Consider the following 15,204-nt stretch of genomic DNA (forward strand, 5'->3'; position numbering starts at 1 on the left):
TGGGCGTTCACTGAATGAACTCGTTGGTGAAGTAGGTGGCGGGGTCCGTGCCGGGCTTGATCGCGCCCGCGTCCACCGCCGACTTCGCCGCCTTAGCCCAGTCTTCCGGCGACTGGTAGCCGATGGGCTTGCCCTTGGTGTTGGGCGTATCGAAGAAGTCGATGGTGAGCTTGATCTGGTCGGCCAGCACCTTCTTGTCCAGCTTGGCGTTGGGGCGCTGCTTGATGATGGCGTCCGCCGCCTCGTCGATGTGGCCGTCGCGGATGTAGGCCCACGCCTTCTGCTGCACCTCGACCAGCTTCTTCAGCGCCTCCTTGCGGCCTTCGATGGTCTTCTCGGTGGCGATGAGGCCGTAGCTCGGGAAGGTGATGCCCACATCTTCGGCAAGGATCGCCTTGGAAGGACGGTTCGCGGCGGCGACTGGAATGGCGGAGGGCTCGGTGGACATGAGGCCATCGGCCCGCTTGGCGGTGTAGGTGCCCCACACGGCGGCCGGGTCCACGAACATCACGTTGACCGTGGAGCGGTCGAGGCCGCCCTGCTTCAGCCAGTAGTCGATGAACGGCGCCCACGGGCTCGCGGCGAAGACCACGAGGCTCTTGCCCTTGAAGTCGGCGACCTTGGCGATGGGCGAATCCTGGTCGACGAGGACCGCGAGGTCGGTCCTCTTGTCGAAGCCGGCGAACGCCTTGGCGGTGGAGCCGTTCTCGCGCGCCTGCGGCAGGAGGCCGACCTGGATCTGGCCGACGTCCACCTGCCCGGCATTCACCAATTGGAGCGTGTTGCCGGAGCCGCGGCCGTCCTGGATGTCCACGTCGAGGCCGGCATCCTTGAACCACCCCTTTTCCTTGGCGAGATGCATGCCCGCATGCACGCCCCAGGGCGAGAAATCGAGACGGATCGTCATCTTCTCCTCCGCCGCGGCGGGGCCGGCGGCGAGCGGGCCTGCCAGCAGAGCGGCGGCGGCGACGGCCCGGACGAGGCGGGCGGCGATGGACGTCGTTTTCATTATTGCGATCCCCTCTTCGGCATCGAAATGAGACTATATGGTCCAATACGTCATGCAAGAGGATTTATGCACCAGTCGCAGCAAATGGTTTGTGCAGTTCGTGTCTTGACGGGGGTATCGATCATAACTAACCATTCAGTCCAATAACTCAGGAGATATGTCGTGGGGACACTCACCGGCCTGGAGCGCGCCGCGACTGGCGCGCGCATCGGCGTCGACATCGGCGGCACTTTCACGGACCTCGTGCTCGCCGACGGGCGCGGCGCGGTATTCCATCGCAAGGTCGCCTCAACCCCCGCGGCACCCGAGGAAGCGGTTCTGGAGGGCGTCGCCGCCATCATCGCCGATGCCCGGCTGACGCCGGGCGACGTGGCGGAGGTGGTGCACGGCACCACCGTCGGCTCCAACACTTTGCTGCAGAAGGTGGGAGCGCCCACCGGCCTCATCACCACCAAGGGTTTTCGCGACGTGCTGGAGATCGGCCGGCTGCGCACCCCGTCCATGTTTGATCTGCAATGGGAAAAGCCGGTCCCGCTGGTCGCCCGCCGCTACCGCAAGGAAGTGGCCGAGCGCATCGCCGCCGATGGCACCATCCTCGTGCCGCTCGATGAGGCGGCGGTGCTGGAAGCCGCGCAGGAGCTGGTGGATGCGGGCATCACGTCCTTCGCCGTCTGTTTCCTCAACAGCTATCGCAATCCCGCGCACGAGCAGCGCGCCGCGACCCTGATCGCCGGGCATTTCCCGCAGGTGCGCGTCACAAGCTCCATCTCGGTGCTGCCCGAGGCGAAGGAATATGAGCGCACCAGCACCACCGTGGTGAACGCCTATGTGCGGCCGGTGCTCGAAGCCTATCTCACGCGGCTGGAGCGCGGCCTTGCCGATGCCGGCATCGAGGCGCCGCTCCTCGTCTGCAATTCCAACGGCGCCCTCGCCTCGTCAGGCACGGCGCGGGAAAAGCCGGTCTTCTTCATCTCCTCCGGCCGGGCCGCCGGTGTCGTGGGCGGCTCGCGCCTCGGCGAAGCGCTGGATATCAAGGATCTCGTGGTGTTCGACATGGGCGGCACCACCGCCTCCGCCTCGCTCGTCCAGAACGGCGAGCTGACGCGGGTGAGCGAGTACGAGTTCCGCGCCGGCATCTCCACGCCCAGCCGCTTCATCAAGGCGGGCGGCTACATGATGAGCGTGCCCACGGTGGACGTGGCCGAGGTGGGCTCGGGCGCCGGCTCCATCGCCTATGTGGACCAGGGCGGGCTGATGCGCGTCGGCCCGGTCTCCGCCGGCGCCGATCCCGGCCCCGCCTGCTACGGCATCGGCGGCTCGCGGCCCACGGTGACGGACGCCAACCTTCTGCTCGGATACCTGCCCGCCCAGCTTGCCGGCGGCTCCCGCGCGCTCTCGGTGGAAGCGGCCCGCGCCGCCATTGCCCGCGATCTCGCCGACCCGTTCGGCCTGACGCCCGAAGATGCCGCCTGCGGCGTGCGCGACGTGGTGAACGCCAACATGGCCCGCGCCATCCGCGCGGTGACGGTGGAGCGCGGCGTTGATCCGCGCGACTTCACGCTGGTGGCCATCGGCGGCTCCGGCCCGGTGCATGCGGCGGACATCGCCCGCCTCCTCTCCATGCCGCGCGTGCTGGTGCCGGCCTCGCCGGGCGTGTTCACTGCCATGGGCATGCTGGCGGGGGATGTGGAGCGCTATTTCATCCGCCCCTTCGCGGTGAAGCTCGCCGATTTCCAGCCGTCCGAGGCAGAAACGGCCTTCGCCGCGCTGGAGGCCGATGCCCGCGCCGCCCTCGCCGGCGAGGATGTCGCCGAGCACCTGATGAGCGTGACGCGCGAGGTGGACATGCGCTTCCGCGGCCAGGAAATGTCGCTCTCCGTGCCCTATCTGGCGGACCGGGATGCGCTGCACGCGGCGTTCAAGGCGGCCTATGAGGCCATCTACAGCTACTCTTCCTCCGACACCATCGAGGTGGTGAGCCTGAGGGTGATCGGACGCGGCCTCCGGCCCGGCAAGATCGACTTCCGCGCCGCCCATGCCCGTGGCGAGGGTTCGGGCGCGCCGGAGAGCATTCGCAAGGTTTATTACGGCGCGGAGCAGGGCCACATCGAGACGCCGGTCTATGTGCGCACGCGCTGCCCGGCGCGCATCGTCGGCCCCGCCGTCATCGAGGGGGCGGACAGCACCGTCGTGGTGCCCCCCGGCGCCACCGCCGAGGCCGACGCCCACGCCAATCTCCTGATCACCCTCGCCTGACGGGATCGCGCCATGCTCGACCAGACCGACAAGACCATCGATCCCGTCACCTTCGCGGTGCTCAAGAGCGCGTTTGAATCCATCGTGGACGACATGGCCTACACGGTCATGCGCACCGCCCGCTCCCCCATCGTGCGCGACGTGCTCGATTATTCCGCCACCATGTGCGACGCCAAGGGGCGCATCCTCGCCCAGGCGAAGACGGTGGCGCTGCATCTCGGCGCCGTGCCGGACGCCATGGAGGCGATCCAGCGCCACTATGGCGACGACCTCAACCCCGGCGACGTCATCATCCTCAACGACCCCTATGACGGCGGAATGCACCTGCCGGATATCTTCATGTTCAAGCCCATCTTCGATGGCGCGCAGCACATCGGCTTCTCCGTCGTGATCTGCCACCATTGCGACGTGGGCGGCCGCGTGCCGGGCTCGAACGCCTCGGATTCCACCGAGATCTTCCAGGAAGGCCTGCGCATTCCGCCCCTGAAGCTGTTCGACAAGGGCGTGCGCAACAAGACCCTGTTCGACATCATCGCGAAGAACGTGCGCCTGCCCGATCTGGTCATCGGCGACCTTGAGGCGCAGCTCGCCACCTGTGCCCTTGGTGAGCGCGAGTTCCTGCGCCTCACCGAGAAGTACGGCATTCCGCTGGTGGAGAAATTCCTCGCCGAGTTCCTCGATTACGGCGAGCGCCTCGTGCGCAAGGCCTTCGCCACCTGGCCGGACGGCAGCTATGCCTTCACCGACTACATCGACGGCGACGGCTTCGACGAGAGCGAGATCCCGATCCATGTGACCATCACGGTCAAGGGTGACCACATCGGCGTGGATTTCGAGGGCTCGGCGCCGCAGGTGAAGGGGGCGATCAATTCCACGCTCTCCTTCGTCAAGTCGGCCACCTACCTCGCCGTGCGCTGCGTGCTGGACCCCGATGTGCCGAACAATGCCGGGCTCTATCGCTGCGTCGATGTGAGCGCGCCGAAGGGCAGCGTGCTCAATCCCGAATTCCCCGCCCCCGTCGCCGCTCGCGCCCTCACCGGCTACCGGGTGGTGGACACCGTGCTCGGCGCCCTCGCCGCCATCGTGCCCGAGCGGGTGTGCGCGGCCGGCGAAGGCGGCAACACGGTGGTCTGCCTCGGCGGCTACGACACCGAGACGCGCGAGCCCTTCATCGTGGTGGACATGATCAACGGCGCGCTCGGCGCGCGGGCGACGCGGGACGGCATCGATGCGGTGACGAACCCCTCGCAGAACATGTCGAACATGCCGGTGGAGATCATGGAGGCGACCTATCCGCTCATGATCGAGGAATATGCCCTGCGCGACGATTCGTGCGGCGCCGGCAGGACGCGGGGCGGCCTCGGCGTGGTCCGCCAGTACCGGCTCCTCGCCGACGAGGCGGTGATGCAGCTGCGCGCGGACCGTTATGCCCATGCCCCCTACGGCCTGTTCGGGGGCAAGCCCGGCGCGCTCTCGCGGAACCTCCTGTCCGAGGCCGGCAATTTCGAGCTGCTGGCCAGCAAGGTCACCCGCAACGTGAGCAAGGGAACGGTCATCCGCCACGAGCAGGCTGGCGGCGGCGGCTATGGCGATCCGCTGACACGCCCGCCGGAAGCCGTGCTGGAGGATGTGCTGGACGGCAAGATCAGCCCCGCCTATGCCCGCGACGGCTTCGGCGTGCTGGTGGTGAACGGCGCCGTCGATGCCCACGCGACAGCGGCGCTGCGCAGCGCCATGGCGGGGAACGGATCATGAGCATTGTGCCCGGCGATTTCTCCCGCTTTGCCATCAACCAGATCACCACCCCGTCCCTCTCCCTCGCCGAGGCGGTAGACACCTATGCGCGCCATGGCGCGCGCGGCATCGGGGTCTGGAACCAGTATCTGGAAGGCATCGCGCCGGCCGCGGCCGGGCGGATGATCCGTGACGCGGGCCTGTTCGTGCCGTGCCTGTGCACGACGGCGTGGGTGAACCTCGCCGATCCCCTCGCCCGCGCCGCGGCCATCGACGAGAACCGTCGGCGGCTCGATGCCGCGCACGATCTGGGCGCAGCATGCCTCGTCGTGGTGCCCGGCGGCCTCGCCACTGGCGAGAAGGACATCGGCGCCGCCCGCAACCGGGTGGCGGATGCGCTGGCCGAGCTTCTGCCCCATGCCCGGGCGGCGGGCGTCGCCCTCGGTCTCGAACCGCTGCATCCCATGTTCGCGGCCGACCGCTCCTGCCTCAACACCTTTCGCCACTGCCTTGATCTGGTCGAGGCGATGGGTGCCGGCACGGGCATCGTGGCCGACGTGTACCATTGCTGGTGGGATCCGGACTTCGCGGCGGACCTGAAGGCGGCTGGAGCGGCGCGCATCCTCACCTTCCATCTGTGCGACTGGCTGGTGCCGACACGCGATGTCTATCAGGACCGGGGCATGGTGGGCGACGGCGTCATCGACACCGCCTTCTATCGCCGTCTCCTGGACGAGATCGCATATGACGGCCCATTCGAGATCGAGATCTTCTCGAAGCTCGACTGGTGGACCCGCGACGCCGCCGAGACGACGCGCATCAGCCTGGAACGGTGCGAGCCCTTCGTCGCACCGCGCCCTGGCGCCACAGTTTGCGGTTGACGGAAGCGGTGCCGCGCATCCTCATGGGATCATGGTCGAAAAGGACGTATCGGTTGTGAGCGAGAAACCCCGCAAACGCGATTCCATCGGCACGCAGGACAAGATCCTCGCGGCTGCGCAGATGGAGTTTGCCCGGCGGGGGTACGATGGCGCCCGGGTGGATGCCATCATCGCCCGCGCGAAGATCAGCAAGAACCTGCTCTACCACCACTTCACCTCCAAGGAAGAGCTGTATGTGAAGGTGCTGGAGCGCACCTACGAGGCCATGCGCCGCCGGCAGGAGGAAATCCCCCTCACCGGCCTCGAGCCCGTGGCGGCGATCCGCCGCCTGTGTGATGCGACCTTCCAGACCTTTATCGAGGAGCCCGAGGTCATCGTGATGATGAACTCGGAAAACATCCATCGCGGGCGCCATGTGGCCAAGTCGCCGATCATCCGCCAGCTCTACAGCCGCCTCGCCGGCACCGTGGACGCCATCCTGCGGGAGGGCGAGCGCAAGGGCGTGTTCCGGCCGGGCGTGGACGCCATTGACCTTTACATCTCCATCTCGGCGATGGGCTATTTCTACATCTCCAACCGCTTCACCCTGTCGATGATCTTCGATCGCGACCTGATGCGCCCGGATTTTCTGGAGCAGCACCGGGCGACCATCATCGACATGACCCTCGCCTATCTCACCGAGGGCGCGCCCAATCGGGAAGCGGCCCGCGCCGAGGCTCCGGAACGCACGTCGCCCGATGCGGAACCTGCCGCTCCCGGCCGAAGGAAGCGCGTGATCGCCAAGGTCTGACATCGCCCTGCCGATGCGGCCGCGCGCCCTCCTGTCCCCAGGAAGAGACACCGAATGCCGACCCCGCCTGTCCCCGCATCCACCTCCCTCCTCATGGCCGGAGGGCTGGCCACCGCCTTCCGCTCCATTCCGCCGGACGAGGCGGTCGCGGTGCTCACCCGTCATTTCGGCCTGTCGGGGACTTTGACGCGGCTCGACACGGAGAAGGACGACACCTTCCTGGTCAGCGGTGCGCAGGGCCGCCACATCGCCAAATTCTCCAATCCCGACGAAGACCCGCGCGAGATCTCGCTGCAGGCCGAACTGCTGGACCACGTGGCGAAGGCCGATCCCCTGCTGCCGGTGCCCCGGGTGGTGCGGACGGTCCAGGGCGACGCATTCCTCTCCCACGAGGACAGCCATGGGCAGGTGCGGCTCGTGCGGGTGCTGACCTATCTCGACGGCACGCCGCTCGACCGGATCGAGGCGACGGGCGAGGAGCGCGAGAAGCTGGGGGCGAGCCTCGCCCGCCTGCGGCTGGCCATGGCCCGCTTCTCCCACCCCCACGACACCCGCGAAATCGCCTGGGACGTGCAGCACCTGCCCAAGCTCGCCTTCCTCATGGAGCGCATCGCGGACAGGGACCGCCGCCGCCAGCTCGAACGCGGGCTCGATCGCTTTCGCGCGCTGCAAGGCCGGCTTGCGGCCTGCCGCACGCAGGTGCTGCACAACGATTTCAGCCGCTCCAACGTGGTGGTGGATCGCGCGCGGCCGCAATTCATCTCCGGCATCATCGATTTCGGCGACGTGGTGCGCACCGCCATCGTCATCGACCTGTCGACCGCCCTTCTCAACCAGCTGAGCCCGGTGGGATCGGATGCGATGTTCGATGCCGGGCGCGACCTGCTGCGCGGCTACCTTAGCGTCGCCGACCTGACGCAGGATGAACTGCTGCTTCTGCCGCACATGGTCATGGCCCGCGTCATCGCCCGCGCCCTCATCACCACATGGCGGGCGGAACAGTTCCCCGACAATGCGACCTACATCCTGCGCAACACGCACCAGAGCTGGTCGCAGCTCGACCATTTCCTCAGCCGCTCCGTCGAGGAGGTCAGCGAGACCTTCCTCGCCGTCCGTCCGCGCTTTCAGTCCGCCCTGTGAAGGAGGCGTTTCGTCATGACCGAGGTGAAGGAACGCAAGATCAACGTCGGGATGGTCAATGGCTTCGATCCGGCCAACCTCTCCGCCCTCGACCCCGCGACGCAGGACAGGATCGTGCGCCGGCAGGCGCTGCTCGGGCCGGCCTACCGCCTCATGTACGCCCACCCGGTGGAGATCAGCCGCGCCAAGGGCACCCACCTGTGGGACAGCGCCGGCAACGAATATCTCGACGCCTACAACAACGTCGTATCCGTGGGCCACTGCCACCCGCGCGTGGTCGAGGCGGTCCATGAGCAGATGCAGACGCTGTGTACCCACACGCGCTATCTGCAGGATGGGATTCTCGATTTCGCGGAAGAGATCGTCCCGACCTTCGGCGATCCCATCCGCCACATCATGTTCACCTGCACCGGGTCCGAGGCCAACGACCTCGCGCTCCGCATCGCCATGCACCACACCGGTCGCAAGGGCATCGTCATCACGTCCGAGGCCTATACCGGCAATTCCTTCCTCACCGCCGGGCTGTCGCCGTCGCTCGGGAAGAAGTCGCCGCTGGGTGAATGGGTGCGGCGGATTCCGGGGCCGGACTCCTACCGCATGGCCCCTGCGGAGATCGCGGCGACGCTCATCCGCCAGTTGAAATACGAGATCGAGGAGCTGGAACGACGCGGCGAGGGGCTGGCCGCCTTCATCGCCGATTCCCTGTTCTCCTCGGACGGCATCTATGCCAATCCCACCGACATTCTCGGCCCAATCGCGGAGGTGGTGCGGGCGGCGGGCGGCGTGGTGATCGCCGATGAGGTGCAGGCTGGCTTCGGCCGGTCCGGCGACCGGCTCTGGGGCTTCCAGCGCCACGGCCTTCAGCCGGATATCGTCACCATGGGCAAGCCCATGGGCAACGGCTTCCCCGTCGCCGCCGTGGCCGTTGCACCCCACGTCATCGAGCGCTTCGGCAACGAGATGCGCTATTTCAACACCTTCGGCGGCAACACGGTGGCCATCGCCGCCGCGCGGGCGACCTTCGATGTGCTGATGTCGGAAGGGTTGCAGGAGAATGCCGCCCGCATTGGCCGGATGATCCAGGATGGCATCCGGGAGATCGCAGAGTCCGACGCGCGGATCGGCGACGTCCGGGGGGCGGGGCTCTATATCGGCGTGGAATTCGTGAAGGACCGCGCGACCAAGGAGCCGGATTCCGCCACCGCCCTCGCCGTGGTGGACGGGCTGCGCCAGCGCCGGGTGCTGATCTCGGCGACCGGATATCACGCCAACACGCTGAAGATCCGCCCGCCGCTCGTCTTCTCGGCGGCGGATGCGGACCGCCTTCTCACCACCCTGGCGGAGACGCTGAAGGCCGTTTGACCGGGCCAGCCGCCGCAAGGGTCTTGCGGCGGCTGCCTTCCAGCATCAAGCGGTGGTTTTCAGCGCGTCGGCGATCATCGAGACGAGGGTGTCAATCTGCTCCTTCTCGATGATCAGAGGCGGCGACAGGGCGATGATGTCGCCGGTGACGCGGATGAGGAGCCCCTTGCGGAAGCACTCGACAAAGACGTCATAGGCCCGTGCGCCCGGTGCGCCGTCGCGCGAGCGAAGCTCGATGGCGCCGACGAGGCCGAGGTTGCGGATATCCGCCACGTGCGGCAGCCCCTTGAGGCCGTGCAGCGCTTCCTGCCAGTAGTCCGCAAGCTCCGCCCCGCGGGTCAGGAGCCCCTCCTCCGCATAGATACCCAGCGTCGCAAGGCCCGCCGCACAGGCCACCGGGTGGCCCGAATAGGTGTAGCCGTGGAACAGCTCGATCTGGTTCTCCGGGCCGGTCATGAGGCCGTCGTGAACCTTGCGCGAGGCGAAGACGGCGCCCATGGGGATGGCACCGTTGGTGAGGCCCTTGGCGGTGGTCACGATATCGGGCGTGACGCCGAAATAGTCGGTCGCGAACGGCGTGCCGAGGCGGCCGAAGCCGGTGATGACCTCATCGAAGATCAGCAGGATGCCGTACTTGTCGGCAATGGCCCGCAGGCGCTCCAGATATCCCTTCGGCGGCAGGATGACGCCGGCCGAGCCGGCCATGGGCTCCACGATGACCGCGGCGATGGTCTCGGCGCCATGCAGGGCGACGAGCCGCTCCAGATCCTCCGCCAGCTCGATGCCATGGGTCGGCAGGCCCTTGGAAAAGGCGTTGCGCTCGGTGTCGAGCGTATGGCGCATGTGGTCGGCGGGGATCTGCGGGAAAACCCTGCGATTGTTGACGAGGCCGCCCACCGAGATGCCGCCGAACCCGACGCCGTGATAGCCCTTCTCCCGGCCGATGACGCGGGTGCGCGTGCCCTGCCCGATCGCCCGCTGATAGGCGATGGCGATCTTCAGCGCCGTATCCACCGATTCAGAACCGGACCCGGTGAAGAACACCCGGTCGAGACCGCCGTCCTTCCCGCCCGGCGCAATGGCGGCGAGCTTCTCGGCGAACTGGAAGACGACGGGGTGGCCCATCTGGAAGGTGGGCGCGAAATCGAGTTCGCCCAGCTGGCGCGCGACGGCCTCCGTGATCTCGGTGCGGCCGTGGCCGGCATTGACGCACCAGAGCCCGGACGTGCCGTCCAGAACCGTGTTGCCGTCGATGTCGGTGTAATACATGCCCTTCGCACCCGACAGGAGCCGGGGGGCGGCCTTGAACTGGCGGTTCGCGGTGAACGGCATCCAGAAATTGTCGAGACTGGGCTGGTTGGACCGAACGTGAAGGGTCATGCCGCTCTCCTTTGGCTGCCCTCCCATCGGCCAATTGGAGAGGCTGAACAAGTCGTTTTCTGAAAGCTACTATCTCGTTGAAAATGCTGACCACGAATGGCAGTAATTTCGGTATTCGCAACACCTGCAACAGGGGCTTCCGCCATGGACATCGGGGACCGGCTGCGCCAGTTGCGGCTGCTGCACGGCATTTCCCAGCGCGAGCTGGCCAAGCGGACGGGCGTGACCAACTCGACCATCTCGCTGATCGAGTCCAACACGTCGAACCCCTCGGTCGGCGCCCTGAAGCGGATTCTGGAGGGCATCCCCATCGGCCTCGCGGAGTTCTTCGCGTTCGAGCCGGAGGCGCCGAAGCAGACGTTCTATGCCGCCGAGGAACTCACCGAGATCGGCAAGGGCGCCATCTCCTATCGCCAGGTGGGAGAGCGCCTGTTCGGCCGCAAGCTGCAGATTCTGAAGGAATGCTACCAGCCGGGGGCGGACACCGGCGTCGTCCCGCTCGTCCATGAGGGCGAGGAAGGCGGCATCGTTCTGTCCGGGCGGCTGGAGGTGACGGTCGACGATGTGCGGCGCATCCTCGGCCCCGGCGACGCCTATTATTTCGAGAGCCGCCGCCCGCATCGCTTCCGCTGCATCGGCCCCAATCCCTGCGAGGTCATCAGCGCCTGCACCCCGCCGAGCTTCTGAGCGCGCTGCCTCAGCCGGCGTGCGCGACCCAGGCTGGGAAGAGGTGGCCCAGCGCGTCGCTCAGCATCTCCATGGCGATGGCCGCCAGCACGATGCCCATCAGGCGCTTGGAGATGCTCAGCGCGGTCGGCGAGAGGATGGAGGAGAGGGCCGGTGCCACGGCCATCGCAATGCCGAAAAACACCACATAGCCGATGAGCCCGAGATAGAACCCCGCCGCGCCGCCCGCGGTGGCGCTGGAGCCCGAGAAGATGATGATGGTGGTCATCGTGCCCGGGCCGATGGAAAGCGGAATGCCCAGCGGGTAGACACCCATGCTGGAGGCCGAGCTGAAGGTCTTCTTCTCCGCCTCCGTGCCGGCGTGCGCGCTGTGCTCCTCGCCGCTGAGCATGGAGAGCGCGAGGAGCAGCACGATGAGCCCGCCCGCCAGCTGGAAGTGGGTGACATCGATGCCGAACATGCCCAGCACGAAGCGTCCGCCCAGCGCGCAGACGAGGCAACCCAGCGCCACCGTCGCGTTCAGCACCAGCATGGTGCTGCGCCGCTCCGCCGGGGAGCGGTCCGCCGTCAGGCTCAGGAACACCGGGATGATCGTCAGCGGGTTCATGATGGCGAACAGCGCCGCGAACAGCTTGGCGGACAGCGTCAGATCGATACCGGCGAGATTCACGTCGCAAGCCCCCTGCGGCGGACGATTCAGGAGACCTGACCCTAGTGCAGGGGACCCTCGGGCTCAATGCGGGCGCGTCGCAGCGGCGCGCCCGCTTTGCCCGCTCAGATGCGCACCACCGTGCGCCCGCGCACGCCGCCGGCGATGATGTCGTCCGCCACCTGCGGCAGGTCCTCCAGCGCGACCTCGCGGGTGACGAGATCGAAATCGGCCTCGGTGAGGAGTTCGCCCAGCCGCGTCCAGGCGGCGAGGCGGCGCGGGGTCGGGCAGTTGACGGAATCAACGCCCAGCAGCGCCACGTTGCGCAGGATGAAAGGGAAGACGGTGGTCGGCAGGTCGGTGGCCGCCGCGAGGCCGCAGGCTGCGACAGCGCCACCGTAGCGGGTGGCGGCGAGCACGTTGGCGAGGATGGTGCCGCCCACGGTGTCCACCGCGCCGTGCCAGCGCTCGCCGGCCAAAGGCTTGCCCGCTGCCGCATAGGTGGCGCGGTCCACGATGTCGGTGGCGCCGAGGCTTTTCAGGAAGTCCGCCTCGGCCGGACGGCCGGTCAGCGCGCTCACCTTGTAGCCAAGGCGCGAGAGCAGGCGCACCGCGACGCTGCCCACGCCGCCGGCGGCGCCCGTCACCAGCACATCACCGCCCGCCGCAATGCCATAGCGCTCCAGCGCATCCACGCACAGCATGGCGGTGAGGCCGGCGGTGCCGATGGCCATGGCCTGGCGCGGGGTGAGGCTTTCGGGCAGCTTCACCAGCCACTCGCCCTTCACCTTGGCCCGCTCGGCGAAGCCGCCGGACCAGTTCTCGCCGACGCCCCAGCCGGTCAGCACCACCTTGTCGCCCGGCGCGAAGCCCGGATTGTCGCTGGCCCGCACCGTGCCGGCGAAGTCGATGCCCGGCACCATGGGCAGCGCGCGCAGGATGCGGCTCATGCCCTTCAGGGCAAGGCCGTCCTTGTAGTTGAAGGAGGAATATTCGACATCCACCGTCACGTCGCCGGCCGGCAGATCAGCCTCGGTGATGGTCTCGATGGCGATGGCCTGCCCGGCGTCGGTCTTGCGCGCCATGAGGGCGCGGAAGGTCTCGGTGCTCATTGGACGTTTCCCTGTGATGTGCGTGGACCGCGCAGGCGGCGTGCTCAGGGCCTTGCGGCCTTGCGGGCCTCTTCGGCCTTCTCGTACTGGGCGCGGATGTAGCGCACGAGCCCGCCGAGGGCGGCCACCGCCGCCTCGCCATCGCGGTCGCGCAGGGCCGCAAGCAGGGTCTCGTGATGGGCGACGATCTCCTTCCGGTCGCGGACACGGAAGATGATCATGTTGCTCACCGGCATGAGCGCTTCCACCACCGCGTTCATCAGGAAGCGCAGCAGAGCATTGCCCGCCGCGTCCACGATGGTGCGATGGAAGCGCACGTCGGAGGCGCAGAAATCCTGATCCGAAAGGCTCGCGGTGCGCTGCAGGGCGATCTCCGCCTCCAGCGCCGCAAGGTGGGCTTCTGTGCGGTTGAGCGCGGCGAGGCGGCAGCAGACCGCCTCCATCTCCAGCCGCGCGGTCGCCATTTCCTCCAGCGAGACGCCGCCGGTGGCGACGAGAAGGGTCACGGACGTGCCGAGGCTGGTGGCGAGTTCCTCTGGCGACGGACCGGTCACGAAGGTGCCCCCGGTCGGCCCGCGCCGCGAGCGGATGAGATGGCGCGCGGCGAGACGCTTCAGGGCCTCGCGCACGGTGGGGCGCGAGACGCCGAACTGAGCGGCCAGTTCCTCCTCGGTGGGCAGGCGCTCATCCACCTTCAGCCGGCCGTCCATGATGGCCTGCTGGAGCTGATCGGCGATCTGGCTCGCCGCGCTGGTGGTGACGATCTGGCCGTAGGTCGGTTCCATCTGATCCGTTCCGGGACGCCTTGGTCGTCCCTTGGTCTCAGATCGGTGACCTCAAATCAACCAAAAATTATTCGTTTGACAAATCTTCAAATGAGCCTTTGGTTCTACAGATCGCGGACGGAGATGCCGCGTCAAAAAGAAGACACAGGAAACGCCGGGAGAGAAGAAATGCGCGCTGCCCTCGTTGCGGCGACCGTGCTGTCGTGCGCCGTCGCCGTCCCGATCACGACCGCCCAGAGGGCTTCGGCCCAGATGGCCTCCGCTCAGGAAATGCCGACCTTCCGCATCGGCGTCATGAACGACCAGTCGAGCCTTTATTCCGACATCGCCGGCCCCGGCTCCGTGACCGCCGCGCAGATGGCGGTCGCGGACTTCAATCCGGAAAAGCACGGCTTCAAGGTGGAGGTGGTCTCCGCCGATCACCAGAACAAGGCGGACATCGGCTCCTCCATCGCGCGGCGTTGGTACGACCTCGACAAGGTGGACGCCATCGTCGACGTGCCCACCTCCTCGGTGGCCCTCGCCGTCGCTGACATCAGCCGCGACAAGAACAAGGTCTTCCTGGTGGCGAGCGCCGGCACGTCCGACCTCACCGCCAAGGCCTGCACGCCCAACACCGTCCACTGGACCTACGACACCTGGGCGCTCGCCAACGGCACCGCCCGTGCCATGATCAAGCAGGGCGGCGATTCCTGGTACTTTCTCACGGCCGACTATGCCTTCGGCCATGCGCTGGAGCGCGACGCGGCCGAGGTGGTGAAGGCCAACGGCGGCAAGGTGATGGGCCGCGCGCTGGCGCCGTTCCAGAGTTCCGACTTCTCCTCCTTCATCCTGCAGGCGCAGGGCTCTGGCGCGAAGGTGGTGGCGCTGGCCAATTCCGGCGGCGACACCATCAATTCGGTGAAGCAGGCGGCGGAGTTCGGCCTGTCGCAGAAGCAGAAGCTGGTCAGCCTGCTCATCTTCCTGTCCGACATCCATTCTCTGGGCCTGAAGACGGCGCAGGGCCTCATGCTCACCAACGCCTTCTACTGGGACCTGAACGACGGCACCCGCGCCTTCGGCAAGGCGTTCGGCGCGCGCAACAACGGCCGCATGCCGACCATGAACCAGGCCGGTACCTATGCCGCCACGCTGCACTGGATGAAGGCCATCGCCGCCATGGACAAGGCGAAGGCCCATGACGGCGCCGCCGTGGTCGCGCAGATGAAGGCCATGCCCACCGACGATCCCCTGTTCGGCAAGGGCCACATCCGCGCCGACGGCCGCACCATCCACGACATGTACCTGTGGCAGGTGAAGACGCCCGAGGAGTCCAAGGGTCCCTACGACTATCTGAAGCTGGTTGCGACCATCCCCGGCGACGAGGCCTTCCGGCCCATGTCGCCCGAGGCCTGCCCGATGCTGAAGAAGGCCGGCTGA

At 67.4% G+C, this 15,204-nt stretch carries 13 protein-coding genes; 8 read left to right on the plus strand and 5 right to left on the minus strand.

All coding sequences use genetic code 11. From position 1 onward, the window contains the following. Window positions 1-7 precede the first annotated feature (7 nt). Entirely contained in the window at window positions 8-1,009 is a 1,002-nt protein-coding gene (locus ACT54R_RS16535; RefSeq protein WP_476328042.1) for an ABC transporter substrate-binding protein, read from the minus strand. Window positions 1,010-1,171: 162 nt separating this feature from the next. Between ACT54R_RS16535 and ACT54R_RS16540 the strand changes: the two genes are divergently transcribed. The 6 genes from ACT54R_RS16540 to ACT54R_RS16565 are packed head-to-tail and all read left to right on the plus strand — an operon-like array spanning window position 1,172 to window position 9,172. Further along, window positions 1,172-3,265 carry a hydantoinase/oxoprolinase family protein gene (locus ACT54R_RS16540; RefSeq protein ID WP_476328044.1) on the plus strand — a complete coding sequence of 698 codons (2,094 nt, stop codon included), beginning with the start codon at window positions 1,172-1,174 and terminating at the stop codon, window positions 3,263-3,265. Between the two features lie 12 nt (window positions 3,266-3,277). Next, window positions 3,278-5,020, plus strand: coding sequence for a hydantoinase B/oxoprolinase family protein (locus tag ACT54R_RS16545; protein ID WP_476328046.1), 1,743 nt, complete (start codon window positions 3,278-3,280; stop codon window positions 5,018-5,020). Beyond that, window positions 5,017-5,880 carry a sugar phosphate isomerase/epimerase family protein gene (locus tag ACT54R_RS16550; RefSeq protein WP_476328048.1) on the plus strand — a complete coding sequence of 288 codons (864 nt, stop codon included), beginning with the start codon at window positions 5,017-5,019 and terminating at the stop codon, window positions 5,878-5,880. The genes ACT54R_RS16545 and ACT54R_RS16550 overlap by 4 nt, the downstream gene beginning before the upstream one ends. A gap of 55 nt (window positions 5,881-5,935) precedes the next feature. Continuing rightward, window positions 5,936-6,670, plus strand: a complete 735-nt coding sequence (locus ACT54R_RS16555) for a TetR family transcriptional regulator (RefSeq protein WP_476328050.1) — start codon at window positions 5,936-5,938, stop codon at window positions 6,668-6,670. A gap of 54 nt (window positions 6,671-6,724) precedes the next feature. Then, window positions 6,725-7,810 (plus strand): phosphotransferase, encoded by a 1,086-nt coding sequence (locus ACT54R_RS16560; protein ID WP_476328052.1) that lies wholly within the window; start codon window positions 6,725-6,727, stop codon window positions 7,808-7,810. A 15-nt stretch (window positions 7,811-7,825) separates the two neighbouring features. Further along, window positions 7,826-9,172, plus strand: a complete 1,347-nt coding sequence (locus tag ACT54R_RS16565) for an aspartate aminotransferase family protein (protein ID WP_476328054.1) — start codon at window positions 7,826-7,828, stop codon at window positions 9,170-9,172. A gap of 45 nt (window positions 9,173-9,217) precedes the next feature. On the opposite strand, the gene aptA is transcribed toward ACT54R_RS16565, so the two are convergent. Next, the gene (gene aptA / locus ACT54R_RS16570) at window positions 9,218-10,552 is read right to left on the minus strand and encodes an omega-aminotransferase AptA (RefSeq protein ID WP_476328056.1); all 1,335 of its coding nucleotides are present in this window, start codon (window positions 10,550-10,552) and stop codon (window positions 9,218-9,220) included. Between the two features lie 96 nt (window positions 10,553-10,648). On the opposite strand from aptA, the gene ACT54R_RS16575 reads away from it, so the two are divergent. Then, the gene (locus ACT54R_RS16575) at window positions 10,649-11,239 is read left to right on the plus strand and encodes a cupin domain-containing protein (RefSeq protein WP_476328058.1); all 591 of its coding nucleotides are present in this window, start codon (window positions 10,649-10,651) and stop codon (window positions 11,237-11,239) included. Between the two features lie 10 nt (window positions 11,240-11,249). Here the strand turns inward: ACT54R_RS16575 and ACT54R_RS16580 are convergent, their stop codons facing one another. The 3 genes from ACT54R_RS16580 to ACT54R_RS16590 form a co-directional block, all read right to left on the minus strand. Further along, a complete protein-coding gene (locus ACT54R_RS16580) occupies window positions 11,250-11,909 on the minus strand; it encodes a MarC family protein (RefSeq protein ID WP_210254496.1) in 660 nt (219 codons plus the stop codon). 104 nt (window positions 11,910-12,013) lie between these two features. After that, window positions 12,014-13,000 (minus strand): acrylyl-CoA reductase (NADPH), encoded by a 987-nt coding sequence (gene acuI / locus ACT54R_RS16585; RefSeq protein WP_476328060.1) that lies wholly within the window; start codon window positions 12,998-13,000, stop codon window positions 12,014-12,016. A 44-nt stretch (window positions 13,001-13,044) separates the two neighbouring features. Further along, window positions 13,045-13,785 carry a FadR/GntR family transcriptional regulator gene (locus ACT54R_RS16590; protein ID WP_476328062.1) on the minus strand — a complete coding sequence of 247 codons (741 nt, stop codon included), beginning with the start codon at window positions 13,783-13,785 and terminating at the stop codon, window positions 13,045-13,047. A gap of 168 nt (window positions 13,786-13,953) precedes the next feature. Here ACT54R_RS16590 and ACT54R_RS16595 point away from each other — a divergent pair, with 168 nt between their 5' ends. Beyond that, window positions 13,954-15,204, plus strand: a complete 1,251-nt coding sequence (locus tag ACT54R_RS16595) for an ABC transporter substrate-binding protein (protein ID WP_476328064.1) — start codon at window positions 13,954-13,956, stop codon at window positions 15,202-15,204.

The sequence above is a fragment of the Xanthobacter sp. DMC47 genome (genome assembly GCF_056313845.1).

Coding starts and splice junctions, on each gene's coding strand:
- ACT54R_RS16535 (WP_476328042.1), bottom strand. CDS start 1,009: ATGAAAACGACGTCCATCGCCGCCCGCCTCGTCCGGGCCGTCGCCGCC.
- ACT54R_RS16545 (WP_476328046.1), top strand. CDS start 3,278: ATGCTCGACCAGACCGACAAGACCATCGATCCCGTCACCTTCGCGGTG.
- ACT54R_RS16550 (WP_476328048.1), top strand. CDS start 5,017: ATGAGCATTGTGCCCGGCGATTTCTCCCGCTTTGCCATCAACCAGATC.
- ACT54R_RS16560 (WP_476328052.1), top strand. CDS start 6,725: ATGCCGACCCCGCCTGTCCCCGCATCCACCTCCCTCCTCATGGCCGGA.
- ACT54R_RS16565 (WP_476328054.1), top strand. CDS start 7,826: ATGACCGAGGTGAAGGAACGCAAGATCAACGTCGGGATGGTCAATGGC.
- aptA (WP_476328056.1), bottom strand. CDS start 10,552: ATGACCCTTCACGTTCGGTCCAACCAGCCCAGTCTCGACAATTTCTGG.
- ACT54R_RS16575 (WP_476328058.1), top strand. CDS start 10,649: ATGGCAGTAATTTCGGTATTCGCAACACCTGCAACAGGGGCTTCCGCC.
- acuI (WP_476328060.1), bottom strand. CDS start 13,000: ATGAGCACCGAGACCTTCCGCGCCCTCATGGCGCGCAAGACCGACGCC.
- ACT54R_RS16590 (WP_476328062.1), bottom strand. CDS start 13,785: ATGGAACCGACCTACGGCCAGATCGTCACCACCAGCGCGGCGAGCCAG.
- ACT54R_RS16595 (WP_476328064.1), top strand. CDS start 13,954: ATGCGCGCTGCCCTCGTTGCGGCGACCGTGCTGTCGTGCGCCGTCGCC.